The sequence below is a fragment of the Halobellus sp. genome, assembly GCF_042218505.1.
Lineage (GTDB): Archaea > Halobacteriota > Halobacteria > Halobacteriales > Haloferacaceae > Haloquadratum.
Genome location: NZ_JBDGQZ010000024.1, coordinates 18342 through 33897 on the forward strand (window position 1 = coordinate 18342; position 15556 = coordinate 33897).

Genomic DNA, 15556 nt, shown 5'->3' on the forward strand with positions numbered 1-15556 from the left:
CCGAGAATCGGGGGACTGTGTGTCCGAGTCCCGGGTGGTCGATCCGGAGGCAAAAAGGTACTTCCCCGCGTGGGACTTTGAAGTGGTAATGAATGTAAGATACGGCCTCGCGGTGGTGGCCGTCGCTGCACTCCTCGCCCTCGCGGGCTGCAGCGCTCCGGTGCAGGACTCCGGCCCTGTCACGAGCGGCGGCGAGACCGTCGCGTCGCCACCGGCGAACTTCTCCGATCCCGAATCGGACGTCCTCGGCTGGGAAGACGGCTACTGGTACAATGAGCCGGTCTCCGTCGACCAGTCCGACGGACTGTCCGACGAAGAGATGCGAACGTACGTCGGACGCGCGATGGCTCGCGTCGAGGTGATCCGCAAACTCGAGTTCGAGCGCCGTGTGCCCGTCTCAGTCATCTCCCGGGAGACGTATCGGAATCGGAGTGGCGGCGGTGGTGGCGCAGCCGGTGAGACCGACTACAGCCAGTGGAACGACCAGGTGTGGGAAGCGCTCTTCGTGACCGGAGAGTCCCAGAACAGTAACGCGGCGATCAGCAGTACCCGGACCAGCGCCGTCGCTGGCTTCTACTCCCCCAGCGACGACGAGATCAAGATCATCACCGGGACGCCGGAGTCGCCGACGATCAGCAACGTCACACTGGTGCACGAACTCGTCCACGGACTCCAGGATCAGCATTACGACCTCACCGATCGACGCTACAGCGCGGAGACCCAGGACGGCCAACTCGCAACCGACGGGCTGATCGAAGGGGACGCGAGCTACGTCGAACAGCAGTACATCGAGCGCTGCGGCGGCGCGTGGGAGTGCGTCGAAACGCCGGCGGCGTCCGGCGGCGGTGGCGGCGGTGGCGGCGGAATGAATCTCGGCATCTTCCTGACCATCTTCCAGCCGTACTCGGACGGCCCCGTCTACGTCGACAGCCTCATCAGGTCCGAGGGGTGGAGTGCCGTCGACGAGTCCTTCCAGACGCCGCCCGTCTCTTCCGAGCAGATCATCCACCGCACCGACGAGACGCCGGTTCCGATCGAGTACCGCGACCGCGCCAGAAACGGCTGGGAGACGTTCCCGCAGCAGGGTGAGGGTGGCTCTGACACCGTGGGCGAGGCGTCGATGTACGTGATGTTCTGGTACCAGGCGCGACAGTCGGGTGCGGAGACAATCAATCCCCGGACGCTCGGCAACGTCAACAACCGGTACGACACCTACAATTACGCCGCCGAACCCTCCGCAGGATGGGGGAACGATCGGCTGTTCCCGTACCGAAACCAGACCAGCAACGACACCGAGTACGGGTACGTCTGGGTGACCGAGTGGGACAGTGAGGCCGACGCACGGCAGTTCCAGCAGGCGTATCAGGCCGTCCTCGAGGCTCAGAACGCTGACCAGCGAGGCGAGGCGACGTACGTGATCCCCGACGGCCAGTTCGCTGACGCGTTCCGCGTTACGCAGTCCGGAACGCGCGTGACGATCGTGAACGGGCCGACGGTCGACGACGTGAGCAACATCAGGCCGCGCTCGTCGTGAGGACGGATCCGGGGCTCTGCACCCGGTTGAAGAGTAATCGCCTTCGGAATGCGCGGCTGAACGAGTGAACTTTTCAGCGCGCCCATCGAACAGTGAGTATGGAGTTCGACATCGTTGGTCCGGAAGCCATTATCGACGGCCGAGCGACCGACGCGTACTTCGATCGGACGGAGACGACGCTCCGGTACGCCGAGCGGAACCCCCACGTCGTCGCTGAGATCACTGCCGATCAGTTCCCCAGTGGGGACGACGAACTACTCGCGGGCGTGAAGGACGTCGCGGCGCTCTTGGAGGGCCGAAACGTCGACGTTGACGCGGTCCCCTCGGGCCGCCTGTTCGACGGCGGCCCAGTGATGCGGATCGAGGGAGACTACCTGGAGTTCGCTCGTCTCGAAACGTCGATTCTGGGGTTCCTCTCGCACGCCTCGGGCGTGGCGACGGCGGCATTGGACGTCAGGCGGGCCGCGCCCGACTCTGCCGTCCTCTCGTTCGGGGCGCGGCACGTCCATCCCTCGATTGCAGCAATGATCGAGCGGAGTGCGCTGATCGCCGGACTTGACGGGTTTTCGCACGTCGCTGGCGGCGAGGTACTGGGCGAGGAGGCCGGCGGGACAATGCCGCACGCGCTGGTGATCTCCTTCGGCCGAGGGGAGCAGGAGGCGGCCTGGCAGGCCTTCGACGAGGCCGTCGGCGAGGACGTCCCTCGCGTTGCGCTGTGTGACACGTACTCCGACGAGACCGACGAGGCGCTCCGCGCCGCGGCAGCTCTCGGCGACCGCCTCGACAGTGTGCGACTCGACACCACCGGGTCTCGACGGGGCGACTTCCGCCATATCGTCAAAGAGGTGCGCTGGACGCTCGACGCACACGGCCGCGACGACGTCGGTGTTTTCGTCTCGGGCGGCCTCGGACCCGAAGACCTGCGGGCGCTGCGGGACGTCGCCGACGGCTTCGGTGTCGGCGGCTACATCTCGAACGCCGATCCCGTAGACTTCGGGCTCGACCTCGTCGAGGTCGACGGCGAACCCGCCGCCAAGCGCGGGAAACTCACCGGCGCGAAATCCGTCTATCGGACGCCGGACGGCGGCCACCACGTCGGACTCCGAGACCGCGACGGTCCCGAGGGCGCAAAGTCGCTTCTTCAGCCGCTGCTCCGAGACGGTGCGGTCGTCGACGACTTCGAGTTCGGGATCGACGCGGCGGCCGATCGGGCCGCTCGCGACGCGGACCGGTGTGCGTACGGCGCGAAGTGAGACTCGGGCCGGACCGCTACGATCGAAATCCGCGCGGCGGGGAACCTATTTTTCTCGCCCGACTAGCGCGCCTATGGCAGATACTGTCTGGGTCGTGAGACACGGCGAACGGCGCGACACGGTCGATCCCGACTGGGAGGAACACGCCGAGCGAGTGCACGATCCGCCGCTGACAGAACTGGGTCGCTGGGCGGCTTGGCGTGTCGGGCGGCGGTTCGCCGAGTCGGCCCCGTCGTTCGACGCCGTCTACGCCTCGCCGTTCCTCCGGGCGGTCGAGACCGTCGACGAAATCTGTCAGGAGATCGGGACGGAGGCGTGGCTCGAGCCGGGACTGGGCGAGCACCGGAACGCCGAGTGGTTCGACGCAGAACCGGAGATACTGTCGAATCGGGAGTTGACTGCCCGGTTCGATCCGATCCGGAGCGGTCACGAACCGTATCTGCACCCGACGTTTCCGGAAACCCACGCCGAGGCGAGCGCACGGGTCGGCGAGACCGTCAGGCAGATCGTCGATGACGAGGACGGGATGGTCCTCCTCGTCGGTCACGGGCTCACCGTCGGTGCAGTCGTCGAGGGACTCGTCGGTTCCACGGAGGGCGTCGACGCGCCGCTATGCGGGATCACGCGGGTCGAGCGGGTGAATAATTGTGCCGGTGACGAGATCGGCAAGTGGAAACTCGACGTTTCGGGGGACACGTCACACCTGTGACTCCGGTAGCGATGTCTATCACAGCGGAGCAGTCGGAGTGAGAGTCAGCGTCGTTAGAGTTCTTCGACGCTGCCGCCGTCGGCGCGCTCGCGGAAGACCTGGCCGTCGAACAGCGTCACGGTCGTGTCGTTGTCCTGCCAGGCCAGCGGTGAGAGGCCCGCTTTGCGGCAGGCGTGGGTCAGGAACTGCTCCTCGTTCCAGCCGTTCTCTACCGGGATTATCGGGTACAGCCAGCCGTGGTTGCCGTCTCTGTCGACGGCGATGCCGTGTTTCCCCAGTTCGATGTCGTCGAGCGGTCGGTCGGTCTCCGTGTGATCGCAGACGACGCAGATCGAGATGTTGAGATTCGAGAGTTCGGGCTGTTCGATCTCGGAGCCACAGGAGTCGCCGGAGGCCGCCTGGATCGCGGCATCGACGATAGCGTGACCCAGCTGATCGCTCCCCCGGTAGGCACCGGCACAGCCTCTGAGGCGTCCCCGGCCGCGCGTGGACCGGATTCGGACGAAGGCGCCGGTGCGGGCGTAGAAGGCGTCCCGCATACTACCCGGCTGCTCTCGTTGTCCGTGAAGAACGTACGATTCGACCGATTCACGCGCGAGCTCGACCGCCCTCGCCCCGTCATCGTAAGAGAGACGAACGGTCTGCGCCTCGGACATACCTTTGATGAGGCGCTGGGCTGACTTGAACGCTTCCCTTCTATCTCGGGAGTATACGGGCCCGAGCGTCCGTTCGGGCGGGCGATTGTGAATAGGTGGCAGATGAGACAGTGGCGCACGGGCAGATCGAACGCTCGTAAACTGCCGCACACCGGGGCGACCGAACGTCTTATTTAACTCTCCCGTCTGGTCGCTAACGGCAGAGAGAGCTCGGCTCCCGTCGGTCCAGGCGGACCGATGAGGAAAGTCCCCCCACCGTCCGGACGGGTGACCGGGCGCAAGCCCGGAGTCGGAGACGGCTGGCTCTGGAACAGAAACGAGACCCCTCGGCCCGACCGATGAGACGCGCTCGGCGGCGCGAGCCGCCGGCGGTGCGAGCGGGGCGACCCGTCCGCACGCGAACCGACCCGCGAGGGAAGGGAGTTGACCCGTCGAGGGCGCGGTCGCAGCGCGACCGTAGAACGTGAGCGGCGGAAGCCGCGAGCCATATGGTCGCAACACGCGCGATCCCGCACGAACGGCCGAGAACGGATGGAACGGTGAATCTTCACCGGTGCAAGTCCGCGCCGTCAAGGTAGTCCGGACAGGGCGCGGGCGCTCAGCCGAATGCCGAGACGAACAGAAGGGGGCTTACTCCTCTCAGCCATTCACCATCCGCGAGCGACAGCCGCGCGAGGCAACTTTCTTGTCGATCTGGTCCTTCCGGTTTCGTACAGCGATGAGGACGCCGCGAACCGCCGTTGTCGGGGTGGTGTTACTGCTCACACTCGCCGGTTGTGTCGGCCCCGTGGGTGACCTCCCCGTCGACGTCCCGTCGACGACGACGCCCAGCGACGGGACGCCGGCGTCGACGGCCCCGACGACCGGTTCGAACCCTGGATCGGACACTGTGACGAGCGAGGGCACCCCATCGCCGACGCCGACGGCCGCGCCGGATCGGGAGAGCCCCTGGGGAAGCGAGCCAATCGTCGTCGCCGTCCACGACACGGCAGGGTCGGGACGGAACTGGACGCCGCTCGTCCGGGAGGCGACCGCGTACTGGGAAGCCGAGGCCGAACGTCTCGCCGGATTCCCCGTGACGTACACGGTTCGACCCGACGCCGACGACCCGGACATCGTCCTGGAGTTTGTCGACGCAGTCCCCCGGTGTGAGGGGTCGGACGACGCCGCAGGCTGTGCACCGCTGATCGAGAACCGACGGCAGATCGATCGTCCCGAGACGGTCTCGATCCGTACCGGGTTTTCCAACGAGTCGACGGTGCGCGTGGTCGAACACGAACTCGGTCACACCCTGGGTCTGACTCACGAGGACGCGCCACAGGTCGTGATGGCCAGTCGGACCGTCCTCTACACCGAACCGCAACCGGACGCGACCGAGCGCGCCTTCCCGTGGGACGACGCGAACTTCTCCGTCTACGTCGACGTCGCGAATGCGAGCGATCCCGACGGCGCCCGCCGACAGGTCAAACACGCGCTGAACTACTACGAGACGGGCGCGCCGGGGATGCCAGCCAACATCACGTTCACTACGGTCGAGCGCGCCGAAGCGGCCGACATCGTCGTTCAATTGCTCGAAGCGTCACCGTGCGGTCCGGAGGCTGCCTCCTGCGGCCGCACGGTCGGTCGGGACCCCGACGGCGACGGGGCGGTCGAGACGTACTCGACCCTCCGGATCTCGCTCATCGATCTCGATACAAACGCCGTGGCCTGGCACACCGGATACTGGCTGGCCTACGGACTCGGCGCGGAAGACGAGAGCGAGAGGCCGTCGCCGTTCCGCGACGCCCCCTACGAGGAGCGCCGCAGCGAGTGGTGGACCTGAGACGCGTGGGTGTGCGAAAGACGGGTCGGGACGGGCCAGCGGCAACCGAACATAGTCCACTACCGGACTGCGTAGCGAACGGACGACAGCGGCGGATTCTTCTCTCCGGGGGTCGTAGAAGGATGTATGACCAACAATGGCGACCGCAGGGGACCGTCCGGGCTGGAGATGGCCCGGTTCGAGGCCGACGATCTGGTCGCGGCGCTGGCGGACGCGTTCGACGGGAGTAAGGCCGAGCACCGCGTTGTCGCCAGGCAGGCCCGGGACCTCGCAGACGCAGGAATCGTCGAGGACGACAGAGGGGAACCGCTCACCATCGAGGAGATCGTTCGGAACCTCGAGGACGCGCCAGATGATTCGGGCGTTGCCGACCGCTGGAACTGGTGGCTCGGGGCGCTCGACGCCGCCTACGGGGGCTACCGGGAGTTCGAGGTCAGGGCAATTCCGGACGAGGAGTAGCCGTCGAAGTGAGGAGAGACAGAACCGTTCACACGGACTGAGACTGTCCCGTCTCAGTGCTCACAACGCCCCGAGAAGCGCGTCGGGCCGCAGACAGTTCGGCTCAATCATCGGACTGGAGCGGCTCAGATTCCTCCTGTGTGAACCCTTCGCTCGAGTCGATACGGCGCCGTGCCTCGGGATCGAACTCCATCTCGGTGTCCTGGAACCGAGAGACAAACGAGAGTTCGTGATGTGACTCGGTTTCGTGATCGAGGTACCGGTCTTCGAGTTCCATCTGGGCCTGTTCGTCGGCCTCGGCGAGTCGCTCGAAGTCCTCGTAGACGCTGTGAGCGCCCGAGTGGAGGCTAAAAAGCGTGACGAAGATGTACTTGTATCCCAGGTCGCCGAGTTCCTCGAACGTTAGCGGGTCGTCTTCTTCGGACCAAGCGAACGACGAGGAGTAGTTGAACGCGAGGTCGAGGTCGGGGTGGGTCTCGTGGATTGTCTCGGCGTAGTTGACTGCGTCCTCGCGGCTTGGATCGGGCATTTCGGGCCAGACCAAGTCGACGCCGGCGTCGGCGTAGATGCGCCCGCGCTCGAGGTGTTCCGCCCAGTCGCCGTTGGCCGAGCCATAGGCGTCGGTCCGGGCGATGATGGCGGTGTCGTCACACTGCTTCGCGTCGACGGCGGCGGCGAAGCGCGCGCGGCCCGCCTCGCGGTCGACGATCTGCTTGCCGGCGATATGACCACAGCGTTTCGGCGTGGTCTGGTCTTCGATGTGGATTGCGGCGACGCCGGCCTTCTCGTACTCGCGGACGGCCCGGCGGACGTTGTGGATACCGCCGTAGCCCGTATCACAGTCGGCAATGACAGGGAGCGTGGTTGCTTCGACGATCCGCTTTGCGTTCTCGACCATCTCGCTCATCGTCACCAGCTCCAGGTCCGGGAAGCCGAACTGACCGAGGACGGTAGAGTACCCTGACATATAGGCGGCGTCGAGGCCGGCCATCTCGGCGAGACGGGCGTCGAGCGCGTGGTAGATGCCGGGAGCGAAGGTGAACGTCTGCGTGTCGAGCAACGCGCGGAACTCCCGGCCCGCAGGGTTGTCGAGGTCCTCGCGGATGTGCGGGTCCGAGGGGATGTCGAGCGGCATTCTAGCGCCCCTCCTGCGTCGTCGTGCGATCCTCGGTCGTCCTGCGTGTTTCGGTGGGTGGTGTGGTCGGCATCGACGAGGCCGGCCGTGCGCCACTGAGGTCTGGAACGAGCGGTGCATCGCGCTCGGCTTCGGCCTCAGTTGGCTTGGGGGAAGGACGAGTCGTGTGCGTCGTCTCGGTCGACGTCAAGTGCTCGGTTCGGATCCGGCAGAGGTCGGGGACCAGTGGGGCACCGCGCTCGCTTTCGGTCCGTCGGGCGTTCGCGGTCGGTTCGTCCAGTGTTGTCTCGTGCTCGTTCGGGCCAGTCATATCGGTCGATTGGGCGGTTGTGTCGGCGAAGTCGGTCGTGAGGTTCGGTTCGGGACGCGGTCGGATCGGGGGTGAGACGTTCCGGAACTGGGTACGAATTTCATCGTTCGAGCCTCAACCGCCCGTTGATAGTGACTGATTATAAACATTATGATCTATAATGATAATATTCTATCATTGGGTATAGATGGGTAAGAGGAGTATAACTGAGTGTGATTCTCTGGCACGCTATTGGGGAGTACGCTCGGCCCGTATGCTGGCGAGACGGTCGTTGGCGGCAGTCCTGCAGACCTCCCGTGATGACCGCCTGTTCGCCCTCGGAGACGGTATCGTGGACGACTCACCGAGGTCGTAGCAGCGCTGGTCATCGCTGTCGCCTCCGGGCCACCGAGGGAAGAACCGACGGGTGGAAATCCCTTGGGCCGCTAACCTACACGATGGATATCCAGTTCCTCGGCGGCGCGCGCGAGGTAGGCCGAAGCGCGCTCCTCGTCAACGACTCGTTGCTCCTCGACTTCGGGTTGCTGACCGGCAATCCCCCGCAGTTTCCGGTCGAGACGCCCGCGGCCGACGCAGTCGTCGTCTCCCACGGCCACCTCGATCACGTCGGGACGGTCCCCTCGCTGCTTTCGGGGGATCAGCGGCCGCCGATCCACTGGACTCCGCCCACGTACGAACTCACGCTCACGCTCGCTCGCGACACGCTGAAACTGCACGGCGGATCGTACAACTGTCCGTTCACAGAGAACGACCTCAAGCGCGTCACCGAAGTCTCAGAGACCCACGGGTATCAGGAGACATTCGCAGCAGCGGGCCACGAAGTGACGTTTTACACCGCCGGTCACATTCCCGGCAGCGCGCACGTCCTCGTCGACGACGGCGATACGCGACTCCTCTACACGGGCGATTTCCACACTGACGACCAGCGACTCGTCTCGGGCACGACGGCCCGGCCAGACGCGGACGCCGTCATCTGCGAGAGTACGTACAGCGACGTCGAGCACGAGGACCGAGAGAGGGTCGAGGCGCGGTTCGCCGAAAGCGTCGAGACGACGCTCTGGGAGGGGGGCACAGTCGTCGTCCCCGCGTTCGCAATCGGCCGCACGCAGGAGATGTTGCTCATCTGTGAGGCCTACGACATCCCCTGCTACGTCGACGGGATGGGGAAGCGAGTCACCGAGATGCTGCGGCAGTACCCCGAGTTCGTCCGCGACGCCGACGCGCTCAGACGAGCGAAGTCCCACGCTCGATTCGTCACCGGGCGCGACGGACAGCGCGGGCGTATCACCGACCAGAAAGCCGCGATCATCACCACCAGCGGAATGCTCTCGGGTGGCCCCGCTATGAGTTACATTCCCGAGATCCGGTCGAATCCGGTGAACAAGGTCACGATGACCGGCTATCAGGTCGACGGGACGCCGGGGAGGGACCTCCTGGAGACGGGCAGCGCGGAGATCGACGGGCGCATAATGCCTGTGAGCGCGCAGGTCGAGCAGTACGACTTCTCCGCACACGCCGACCGCGAGGGACTCTTGACGTTCCTCGAGGACTACCGGGACGTCCCGGTCCTCGTGAACCACGGCGACCGCTGTGCGGATTTCGCGGCCGAGCTCGAAACTGACGGGCGCAGGGCGTCGGCACCGGCGGTCGGTGACACGGTGTCGCTGTGAGCGGTCAGAAACGGAGTCGCAGCAATCGAATCGGACATATCGCCTCTCCCGTGCTCCGAAGCAACGGTGGACTAATCCTGAAGTGCTGAGGCGGGGTGCTGTCGAGGAGAAGATACCCGCCCTCCGTTCCGCCGAAGCCCGCTTGTCCGACCGGATTTGGCCGATTATTCGGCGTCGGCGTTTTCTGTCAGTTCTTCGGCCCGCATATCGGCGCTTGCCTCCCTGACTTCGCGCATCACGCTGGAGATCCGTTCTTCGGCCTCCATCTCCTCTTCGACCGAAAGATCGACGCCCTCGACCTCCAGGAGAAACTTCGCGATCTCGGTGACTTCGTACATCATCTCGTCGAGTTCCTCGGCGGTAAAGAAGCCCGACATCGCGCCGTAGAGGAACGTCGCCCCCGACTTCCGGATCTTGTCCTCGAAGGAGGAACGGGCCTGGTTGACCGCCTGCGGCGTGTAGGTGTCGGTCATAAACGGTACCAGTTCGGGGAGGTTCTCACCGATCTTCGTCATCTCGACGCCGGTCTCGGTTCGGAAGTCCGCACACAGGCGAGCGATGGCCCACTCGCGCGCTGTGATGTACGTCCGATCGCGGAGGAAGTCGTTGACGCGGTCGTACTGCGCGCCGTCGACCTTCTTGAACCGAGCGTACTTCTGTACGTCCTCCGGCGGCGCATCGCCGTCCGACGGGTCGGCTGTATTCGAGCGGTCCTCGACGCCGGTGTCTGTCTCCTCGTCGGTCTCCGACACGGAGGTGGTGTCCGACGGTGCGGCCGACGTGGAAGCGTCGTCGTCGGACGGTCTCCGATTGGCAGCCGGCGTCTCGGCGTCGTCGTCCATACTGCGGGGTGTCGGTCCGACCGCAAAAAGCGTTCCGTCGGCCACGTCGGGCGTCAACTCGAGGTGGACCGGGTCATGTCGGCGAGTGTTATGAAATTGTCTTCATCGTGTTCTTTTCACCCGCGAGGGAGTTTTCTCACGTGCCGAGGACACACTCGGCCAGACGTCGTCCGGCGGTTGTGCCTCTGCGTCGGACGACGGTTGCACATTCTATCGCCCGATATCGAAGGGCAAAGCGTCTCACGTCGATCCGAGCGGCGTACAGAACCGGTTTCCGGTTCGAAACCGATCCGGGACCGTGAGACAGCAGCCGCCGGAGCACGTCGAACTCGACGACGGGCGTTGAAAACCGTCGCCAGCGAGACGCGATTCAGGACCATCGTCAGCCAGGGGGCGGTCGTCCGGAATAAGCAGTACAGTACTCGGCGGTCCTCGGAACTGATAGACGACGTCGAAACCCGCACAGAGGTGCGCGACGAACCAGATATGACAGCGTAGCCCACACCCGACGATTTTTCTACTCCGATGCCGACAACCGGCGTATGAGAATCCTTCTGGGCATCGGCGGATCCGATGACTCCCTCCAGGCACTCGAACGGACCGCAGAACGGGCAGCCGAGGCCAACGACGAGGTGACCGTCGCCATCATCGACACCGTCGGAGCGCGGAGCGCGAGCGAAATCGAAGCCGAGGTCGACAGGACGCTCGACGAGTGGGGGATCACGGCGACGGTTCGACACATCGAGTCCGACACCGATCCCGGAAGCGAACTCGTCGACATCGCCGAGTCCGAGGGCTTCGACCGGATCGTGATCGGTGGCGGGACGACCAGTCCGATGGGGAAGATCCAACTCGGGAGCACAGCCGAGTTCGTCCTGCTGAACTCCCACATCAGCGTAACGCTCGTCCGATGACCCGAGACCGCGGGTATCCAGACGCTGTCGCCGGCCCGTTCGAGGGGCCGCCGCGGACGTTTGAGGATCGGGAGGGGCGGACAATCGAGATTCGCGCGCACGACGGGAGCGACGAGGAGTACGAGGCGCTGGCGTCGATGTACGACGAGTTCGATCCCGCCGACCGAGCGCAAGGGATCCCACCGAGTCAGGAGGGTCGAGTCCGCGAGTGGCTCGAGACGATTCTCAGCGACGACTGCCTGAACGTCATCGCGTGGGACGACGAGACGGCCGCCGGGCACGCGACGCTCGTTCCCGACGGCGACGCCTACGAACTCGCGATATTCGTCCTCCAGGCCTACCAGGAAGCGGGTATCGGTACCCGGCTGATGAAGACCCTGCTCGGCTACGGTGCCGAGGAGGGCGTCGAGAAGGTGTGGCTCACCGTCGAGCGCTGGAACAAGCCCGCGGTCGGCCTCTACAAGAAGATCGGGTTCGAGGCCGGCAACGCTGAGAGTTTCGAACTCGAGATGGGGATCCGACTGGCCGACGCGGGCCACGAGGGCGGCTGAACGGCGGCGCTCGCACGCGACTCAGACCGACAGGACTGGCTGGCTCGCGTACAGGAGGACGTACTCGGCGGCCTTCGCCAGCACCTCGCCGGGATCGCCGGAGAGTGGTTCCCGCGGGACGACGAGGAAGTCGGCGGAGAGTTCCTCGGCAGTGTCGAGGACGACGCTCCCGGGATGTCGCAGTTTCATCGTCGTCGAGAAGCCGTACGCGACAGACGTCGAGAGGTCGACGTCGTGCTCGGCCGCGATTGACTGGGCCGTCTGCATAATCGCCTCGCCGTCCGCAGCGACCTCGTTCTCGTCGACCCTTCCCGCTTCAATGGCTCTGACGACGTCCTCGCCGAGAACGTGGACGACGTGGACCGTCGCGTCGTATTCGGCAGCAATCGCGGCGGCGTGCGCTACCGCGTCCGTCGATTCGTCGCTCGCGTCCACTGGGGCGAGGACGAGGTCGACAGACAGCGGTCGGCGTTCGGTCATACACGCTCCTGCAACGTCCGGCGGCAAAAATCCTCATACTACGACCGCGGTCAGTTGAGCGGCGACGTGGACTGCTTCGGACACGACGCCGGCGTCGTGTCGACTGTCCGTCGAGCCCCGTCGCGGAGCACAGTCACGCTGATCGTGTCCCCCGGACGGGTCGCAAGCGCCAGATGGCTTGCCGGATCCTCGAACGACTGCGTTCGCGCGCCGTCGAGCGCAGTGATGACGTCGCCGCCAACGGGGGGTTGGATCCCGTCAACCGTCTCGATGGAACTCGGCTGGAGGACCCCCTTCGCGGGCCCATCGTCGGCCACCTGAACCACCAGCGACCCGCGAGGGTGCGTCAGGTCGTTCGCCTGAGCGATGCGCGGCGTCACGTTCCGCAGCGAGACGCACATATATGCGTGCTCGTACTGGCCTGTCGGAATGAGTGCGGGCACGACGCGACGAGTGAGCGCGGCCGAGATGCCAAAGGCGATGTCGTCGCCGCGTTTCGAGTTGACGACCCCGACCACGGTACCATCCAGCGACATCAGCGGGCCGCCGCTGTTTCCGGGGGTTACCGCAGCGTCGGTCTGAATCGCGTCCGGGATCTGGTAACCGGCTAGTGAGGGAATCAGGCGATCGGTTCCGCTGACGATCCCCGAGGTAACCGTCCCGCTGAGGCCGTATGGATTGCCGATGACCGCGACTCGCTGGCCGATCTCGGGCGACTCCTCCACGAACGAGAGCGGCCGGGCGTCGTCGGGGACCCCGTCGGATGCGGCGACCGCGAGGTCGCTGTACACGTCTGTTCCCCGGACAGTGCCGGTGCTCCACGTGGCGTCGTTGTATCTGAGTTGGGCGGTTCGGGCGTTGCCGACGACGTGTGCGTTCGTGATGATGTGCGTCTGGTCGTACTGAAAGCCCGTCCCTTGCCCGCGCCCGGTCCGTACCAAGACGACCGACTCGTCTCCCGATACACGCGGGTGTATGGGCTCTCGTCCGCCGTGGCTGTGGACACGTCGTCCCGAGTCGGATTCGGTGACGACTCGGTCGACTGCGCGGACGAGTTTGCCGACGGAACCGAGCAGCCGGCGAGCACGGCAGCGAGATCGAGACCGCCGAGTTCGAGAGCTTGCCTGCGGGATATCTTCTGTTCGGTCACGCCGAAGTGGTCACCCCTGACCGTTGTGTGCCTTGTGGAACTGCCCCGAAGAGCCGTTCCCGCGGGGAAGCCAGGTCGAGCGGCCGTGGTTCGCCGAGGGTGCACGAGTACGGCAAAGTGGGGGAGGCAGGCGCAGTGAAACGGGGAGAAGCGCGCGACGGGGCGGGCAGCCGTCCGACGCCTTCTGCTTGGGATTTATGCAGGCCGACGGCGAAGCCGTTGGTATGTTCGAGACCATCGTCATCGCCACCGACGGCTCCGAGAGCGCCAGGCGGGCCGTCGACGTGGCACTGGATCTCGCCGAGCGCTTCGACGCCGAGATACACTGTCTCTCCGTCGTCGACGAGGGCGACGTCGCCTCCTCGCCAGAGCGACTCCGCGGCGAGATGGCCGACGCGCTCGAAGATCGGGGACAGGAGGCGATCGACGAGGTCCGCGAGTCGACCGACCGCGAGGTGATCGCGTCGGTGCAGGAGGGTCATCCGCCGTCGGTGATCGACGAGTACGCCCGCGGGGTCGACGCTGATGTGGTCGCGATGGGGACTCGCGGCCGCCACGGCGAGAACCGGTTTCTCATCGGATCGGTGGCCGAGCGCGTCGTCCGAACGTGTCCGGTCCCCGTGCTCACGGTCCGCCAACTCGCCGCCGGGGAAGGGGACAGCGCGCTAACGGGAACGCCTGAACGCGCCGACTGAGAGCTGTCGAAGGGGAGCGGCGCAGAGGGTCGCTGATAGCAGTGCAGCGTCCGACGCCTGCAGGCGCGACGGTCGGCGAAACCGCGCCGGTTTTCACGCGGGCGGCCGTCGTTGCGATATGGAAGACGAACTCATCGACACCGCGGGTCTCTCGATCTCGCGGAAATCGCAACTTCCTGGGACGGGGTTCTTCTACCCTGACTCCCTCGACGAGGACCGGGTCGAAGAGCGCGTCGCCGAGGCGGTCGACGGCGCTGAGGCCGTCGTTATCGCCGACACTGACGCCGACGGCCTGGGCTGTGTCGCCCTGATCCGGGAGATGTACGACGCGACAATCGAGTGGGCGACCTTCGAGGCGGACGTCGAAGAGCGCGTCGACCGCTGGGAACGGGACGCCCCGGCAGATGACGATGCCGACGTCACTGAGGAGGAGGAAGACCGTCCGCGCTCGACGGTCGCGCTCGTCGGTGCGGGGCCGTACTCCCTCGACGAAGCGCTCGAGAACGTCGCCGAGCACGCACCGGCGGGCATCGATCTCTACGTCTGCGACCTCTGCCCCGACGAGTACGCCTGGATCGAAGACGAACTCGCGGCTGTCGACGCAGTCGCAGACTCGATTGTGTGGTACGACCATCATCAGTGGAGCGACGAGACGGCGGAACGAGTGCGCGAGACGGGCGTCGACCTCGTGGTCGGCGAATCCGACGAGGAGTGCTCGACGGACGTGACCTTGCGCTCGCTCGATTACGACTTCGCCGAGCAGTGGGCGGAACTCGCGGCGGTCACCCGCGACCACGACCTTTGGCAGAAGGAGGACCCGCGGAGCGACGACCTCGCGGACTACGCCTACTGGACGGACCCCGAGGAGTACGTCGCCGTCGTCGGCGCGTTCGGCGTGGACCTTCCCCCCATCGTCGAGCAGTACATCGAACACCGCCGGGTCGAGAAGGAGAAACTCATCGACGCCGCCGTGTCGCGGGCCGAACTGAAGCGGATCGGCCCCTGGACGGTCGGCGTGACCTACGGCCGCTGTTCGCAGAACGAGGTCGCCGAGGCGCTACGGGAGAAGGGGGCCGACGGTGCGGTCGTCGTGAAGCCGGCCGGCAGCGCCAGCATCCGCGGCTCAGAAGGGTTCGAGCGGGCCCACGAGGTCGCCGGGCGGGTCAACGGTGGCGGGCATCCGCGCGCCGCGGGATGTAAGCCCGATATCTACGACGATATGCTGGACTACGCCCACCACTGGACAACCCAGGGGGCGACGGCGAAGCGCGTCATCCTCCGGGCGTTCGAGGACGTCGCAAGCGAAGCCGACGACGTCAGGAGTGAGGACGAAGTCGACGACACAACTGAAGACGAGTAGCGGCGGGGACGGTGGG

At 65.7% G+C, this 15556-nt stretch carries 16 protein-coding genes and 1 other RNA gene; 11 read left to right on the forward strand and 6 right to left on the reverse strand.

The window, feature by feature from the left end; all coding sequences use genetic code 11:
• Positions 1–88 precede the first annotated feature (88 nt).
• The 3 genes from ABEI27_RS07755 (at position 89) to ABEI27_RS07765 (ending at position 3496) form a co-directional block, all read left to right on the forward strand.
• Complete coding sequence (locus ABEI27_RS07755; RefSeq protein WP_375798836.1) at positions 89–1534, forward strand: Hvo_1808 family surface protein; 1446 nt, start codon at positions 89–91, stop codon at positions 1532–1534.
• Between the two features lie 98 nt (positions 1535–1632).
• Positions 1633–2787 carry a nicotinate phosphoribosyltransferase gene (locus ABEI27_RS07760; protein WP_375798837.1) on the forward strand — a complete coding sequence of 385 codons (1155 nt, stop codon included), beginning with the start codon at positions 1633–1635 and terminating at the stop codon, positions 2785–2787.
• 73 nt (positions 2788–2860) lie between these two features.
• Positions 2861–3496 carry a histidine phosphatase family protein gene (locus tag ABEI27_RS07765; protein ID WP_375798838.1) on the forward strand — a complete coding sequence of 212 codons (636 nt, stop codon included), beginning with the start codon at positions 2861–2863 and terminating at the stop codon, positions 3494–3496.
• Between the two features lie 53 nt (positions 3497–3549).
• Here ABEI27_RS07765 and ABEI27_RS07770 read toward each other — a convergent pair whose 3' ends face one another.
• Positions 3550–4152, reverse strand: a complete 603-nt coding sequence (locus ABEI27_RS07770) for a TIGR00296 family protein (protein WP_375798839.1) — start codon at positions 4150–4152, stop codon at positions 3550–3552.
• Between the two features lie 198 nt (positions 4153–4350).
• Between ABEI27_RS07770 and rnpB the strand changes: the two genes are divergently transcribed.
• From rnpB to ABEI27_RS07785, 3 genes are all read left to right on the forward strand, one after another.
• Positions 4351–4797, forward strand: an RNA gene (gene rnpB / locus ABEI27_RS07775) — RNase P RNA component.
• A 73-nt stretch (positions 4798–4870) separates the two neighbouring features.
• A complete protein-coding gene (locus tag ABEI27_RS07780) occupies positions 4871–5974 on the forward strand; it encodes a matrixin family metalloprotease (protein ID WP_375798840.1) in 1104 nt (367 codons plus the stop codon).
• Positions 5975–6142: 168 nt separating this feature from the next.
• Entirely contained in the window at positions 6143–6433 is a 291-nt protein-coding gene (locus ABEI27_RS07785) for a hypothetical protein (RefSeq protein WP_375798911.1), read from the forward strand.
• 103 nt (positions 6434–6536) lie between these two features.
• Here ABEI27_RS07785 and ABEI27_RS07790 read toward each other — a convergent pair whose 3' ends face one another.
• Both ABEI27_RS07790 and ABEI27_RS07795 read right to left on the reverse strand, forming a co-directional pair.
• The gene (locus ABEI27_RS07790) at positions 6537–7568 is read right to left on the reverse strand and encodes an oxaloacetate decarboxylase (protein WP_375798841.1); all 1032 of its coding nucleotides are present in this window, start codon (positions 7566–7568) and stop codon (positions 6537–6539) included.
• A gap of 1 nt (position 7569) precedes the next feature.
• Complete coding sequence (locus ABEI27_RS07795) at positions 7570–7878, reverse strand: hypothetical protein (RefSeq protein WP_375798842.1); 309 nt, start codon at positions 7876–7878, stop codon at positions 7570–7572.
• Between the two features lie 437 nt (positions 7879–8315).
• On the opposite strand from ABEI27_RS07795, the gene ABEI27_RS07800 reads away from it, so the two are divergent.
• Entirely contained in the window at positions 8316–9548 is a 1233-nt protein-coding gene (locus ABEI27_RS07800) for an MBL fold metallo-hydrolase (RefSeq protein ID WP_375798843.1), read from the forward strand.
• Positions 9549–9712: 164 nt separating this feature from the next.
• Here ABEI27_RS07800 and ABEI27_RS07805 read toward each other — a convergent pair whose 3' ends face one another.
• Complete coding sequence (locus ABEI27_RS07805; RefSeq protein ID WP_375798844.1) at positions 9713–10390, reverse strand: DUF5806 family protein; 678 nt, start codon at positions 10388–10390, stop codon at positions 9713–9715.
• Positions 10391–10932: 542 nt separating this feature from the next.
• On the opposite strand from ABEI27_RS07805, the gene ABEI27_RS07810 reads away from it, so the two are divergent.
• Positions 10933–11304: a universal stress protein gene (locus ABEI27_RS07810; RefSeq protein WP_375798845.1), complete on the forward strand. Its 372-nt coding sequence runs from the start codon at positions 10933–10935 to the stop codon at positions 11302–11304.
• The gene (locus ABEI27_RS07815) at positions 11301–11855 is read left to right on the forward strand and encodes a GNAT family N-acetyltransferase (RefSeq protein ID WP_375798846.1); all 555 of its coding nucleotides are present in this window, start codon (positions 11301–11303) and stop codon (positions 11853–11855) included. Before ABEI27_RS07810 ends, ABEI27_RS07815 begins: the two co-directional genes overlap by 4 nt.
• A gap of 21 nt (positions 11856–11876) precedes the next feature.
• Here ABEI27_RS07815 and ABEI27_RS07820 read toward each other — a convergent pair whose 3' ends face one another.
• Positions 11877–12335, reverse strand: a complete 459-nt coding sequence (locus tag ABEI27_RS07820; RefSeq protein ID WP_375798847.1) for a universal stress protein — start codon at positions 12333–12335, stop codon at positions 11877–11879.
• A 50-nt stretch (positions 12336–12385) separates the two neighbouring features.
• A complete protein-coding gene (locus ABEI27_RS07825) occupies positions 12386–13276 on the reverse strand; it encodes a S1C family serine protease (protein WP_375798848.1) in 891 nt (296 codons plus the stop codon).
• Positions 13277–13709: 433 nt separating this feature from the next.
• On the opposite strand from ABEI27_RS07825, the gene ABEI27_RS07830 reads away from it, so the two are divergent.
• Together ABEI27_RS07830 and ABEI27_RS07835 are read left to right on the forward strand one after the other, a co-directional pair.
• Positions 13710–14180: a universal stress protein gene (locus tag ABEI27_RS07830; RefSeq protein ID WP_375798849.1), complete on the forward strand. Its 471-nt coding sequence runs from the start codon at positions 13710–13712 to the stop codon at positions 14178–14180.
• Between the two features lie 118 nt (positions 14181–14298).
• Positions 14299–15540 (forward strand): DHH family phosphoesterase, encoded by a 1242-nt coding sequence (locus tag ABEI27_RS07835; protein WP_375798850.1) that lies wholly within the window; start codon positions 14299–14301, stop codon positions 15538–15540.
• The last annotated feature ends 16 nt before the right edge of the window (positions 15541–15556 follow it).

What these genes read in the sequence shown, in the direction of transcription:
- ABEI27_RS07755 (WP_375798836.1), top strand. Translation starts at nt 89, where the DNA reads ATGAATGTAAGATACGGCCTCGCGGTGGTGGCCGTCGCTGCACTCCTC.
- ABEI27_RS07760 (WP_375798837.1), top strand. Translation starts at nt 1,633, where the DNA reads ATGGAGTTCGACATCGTTGGTCCGGAAGCCATTATCGACGGCCGAGCG.
- ABEI27_RS07765 (WP_375798838.1), top strand. Translation starts at nt 2,861, where the DNA reads ATGGCAGATACTGTCTGGGTCGTGAGACACGGCGAACGGCGCGACACG.
- ABEI27_RS07770 (WP_375798839.1), bottom strand. Translation starts at nt 4,152, where the DNA reads ATGTCCGAGGCGCAGACCGTTCGTCTCTCTTACGATGACGGGGCGAGG.
- ABEI27_RS07780 (WP_375798840.1), top strand. Translation starts at nt 4,871, where the DNA reads ATGAGGACGCCGCGAACCGCCGTTGTCGGGGTGGTGTTACTGCTCACA.
- ABEI27_RS07785 (WP_375798911.1), top strand. Translation starts at nt 6,143, where the DNA reads ATGGCCCGGTTCGAGGCCGACGATCTGGTCGCGGCGCTGGCGGACGCG.
- ABEI27_RS07790 (WP_375798841.1), bottom strand. Translation starts at nt 7,568, where the DNA reads ATGCCGCTCGACATCCCCTCGGACCCGCACATCCGCGAGGACCTCGAC.
- ABEI27_RS07795 (WP_375798842.1), bottom strand. Translation starts at nt 7,878, where the DNA reads ATGACTGGCCCGAACGAGCACGAGACAACACTGGACGAACCGACCGCG.
- ABEI27_RS07800 (WP_375798843.1), top strand. Translation starts at nt 8,316, where the DNA reads ATGGATATCCAGTTCCTCGGCGGCGCGCGCGAGGTAGGCCGAAGCGCG.
- ABEI27_RS07805 (WP_375798844.1), bottom strand. Translation starts at nt 10,390, where the DNA reads ATGGACGACGACGCCGAGACGCCGGCTGCCAATCGGAGACCGTCCGAC.
- ABEI27_RS07810 (WP_375798845.1), top strand. Translation starts at nt 10,933, where the DNA reads ATGAGAATCCTTCTGGGCATCGGCGGATCCGATGACTCCCTCCAGGCA.
- ABEI27_RS07815 (WP_375798846.1), top strand. Translation starts at nt 11,301, where the DNA reads ATGACCCGAGACCGCGGGTATCCAGACGCTGTCGCCGGCCCGTTCGAG.
- ABEI27_RS07820 (WP_375798847.1), bottom strand. Translation starts at nt 12,335, where the DNA reads ATGACCGAACGCCGACCGCTGTCTGTCGACCTCGTCCTCGCCCCAGTG.
- ABEI27_RS07830 (WP_375798849.1), top strand. Translation starts at nt 13,710, where the DNA reads ATGTTCGAGACCATCGTCATCGCCACCGACGGCTCCGAGAGCGCCAGG.
- ABEI27_RS07835 (WP_375798850.1), top strand. Translation starts at nt 14,299, where the DNA reads ATGGAAGACGAACTCATCGACACCGCGGGTCTCTCGATCTCGCGGAAA.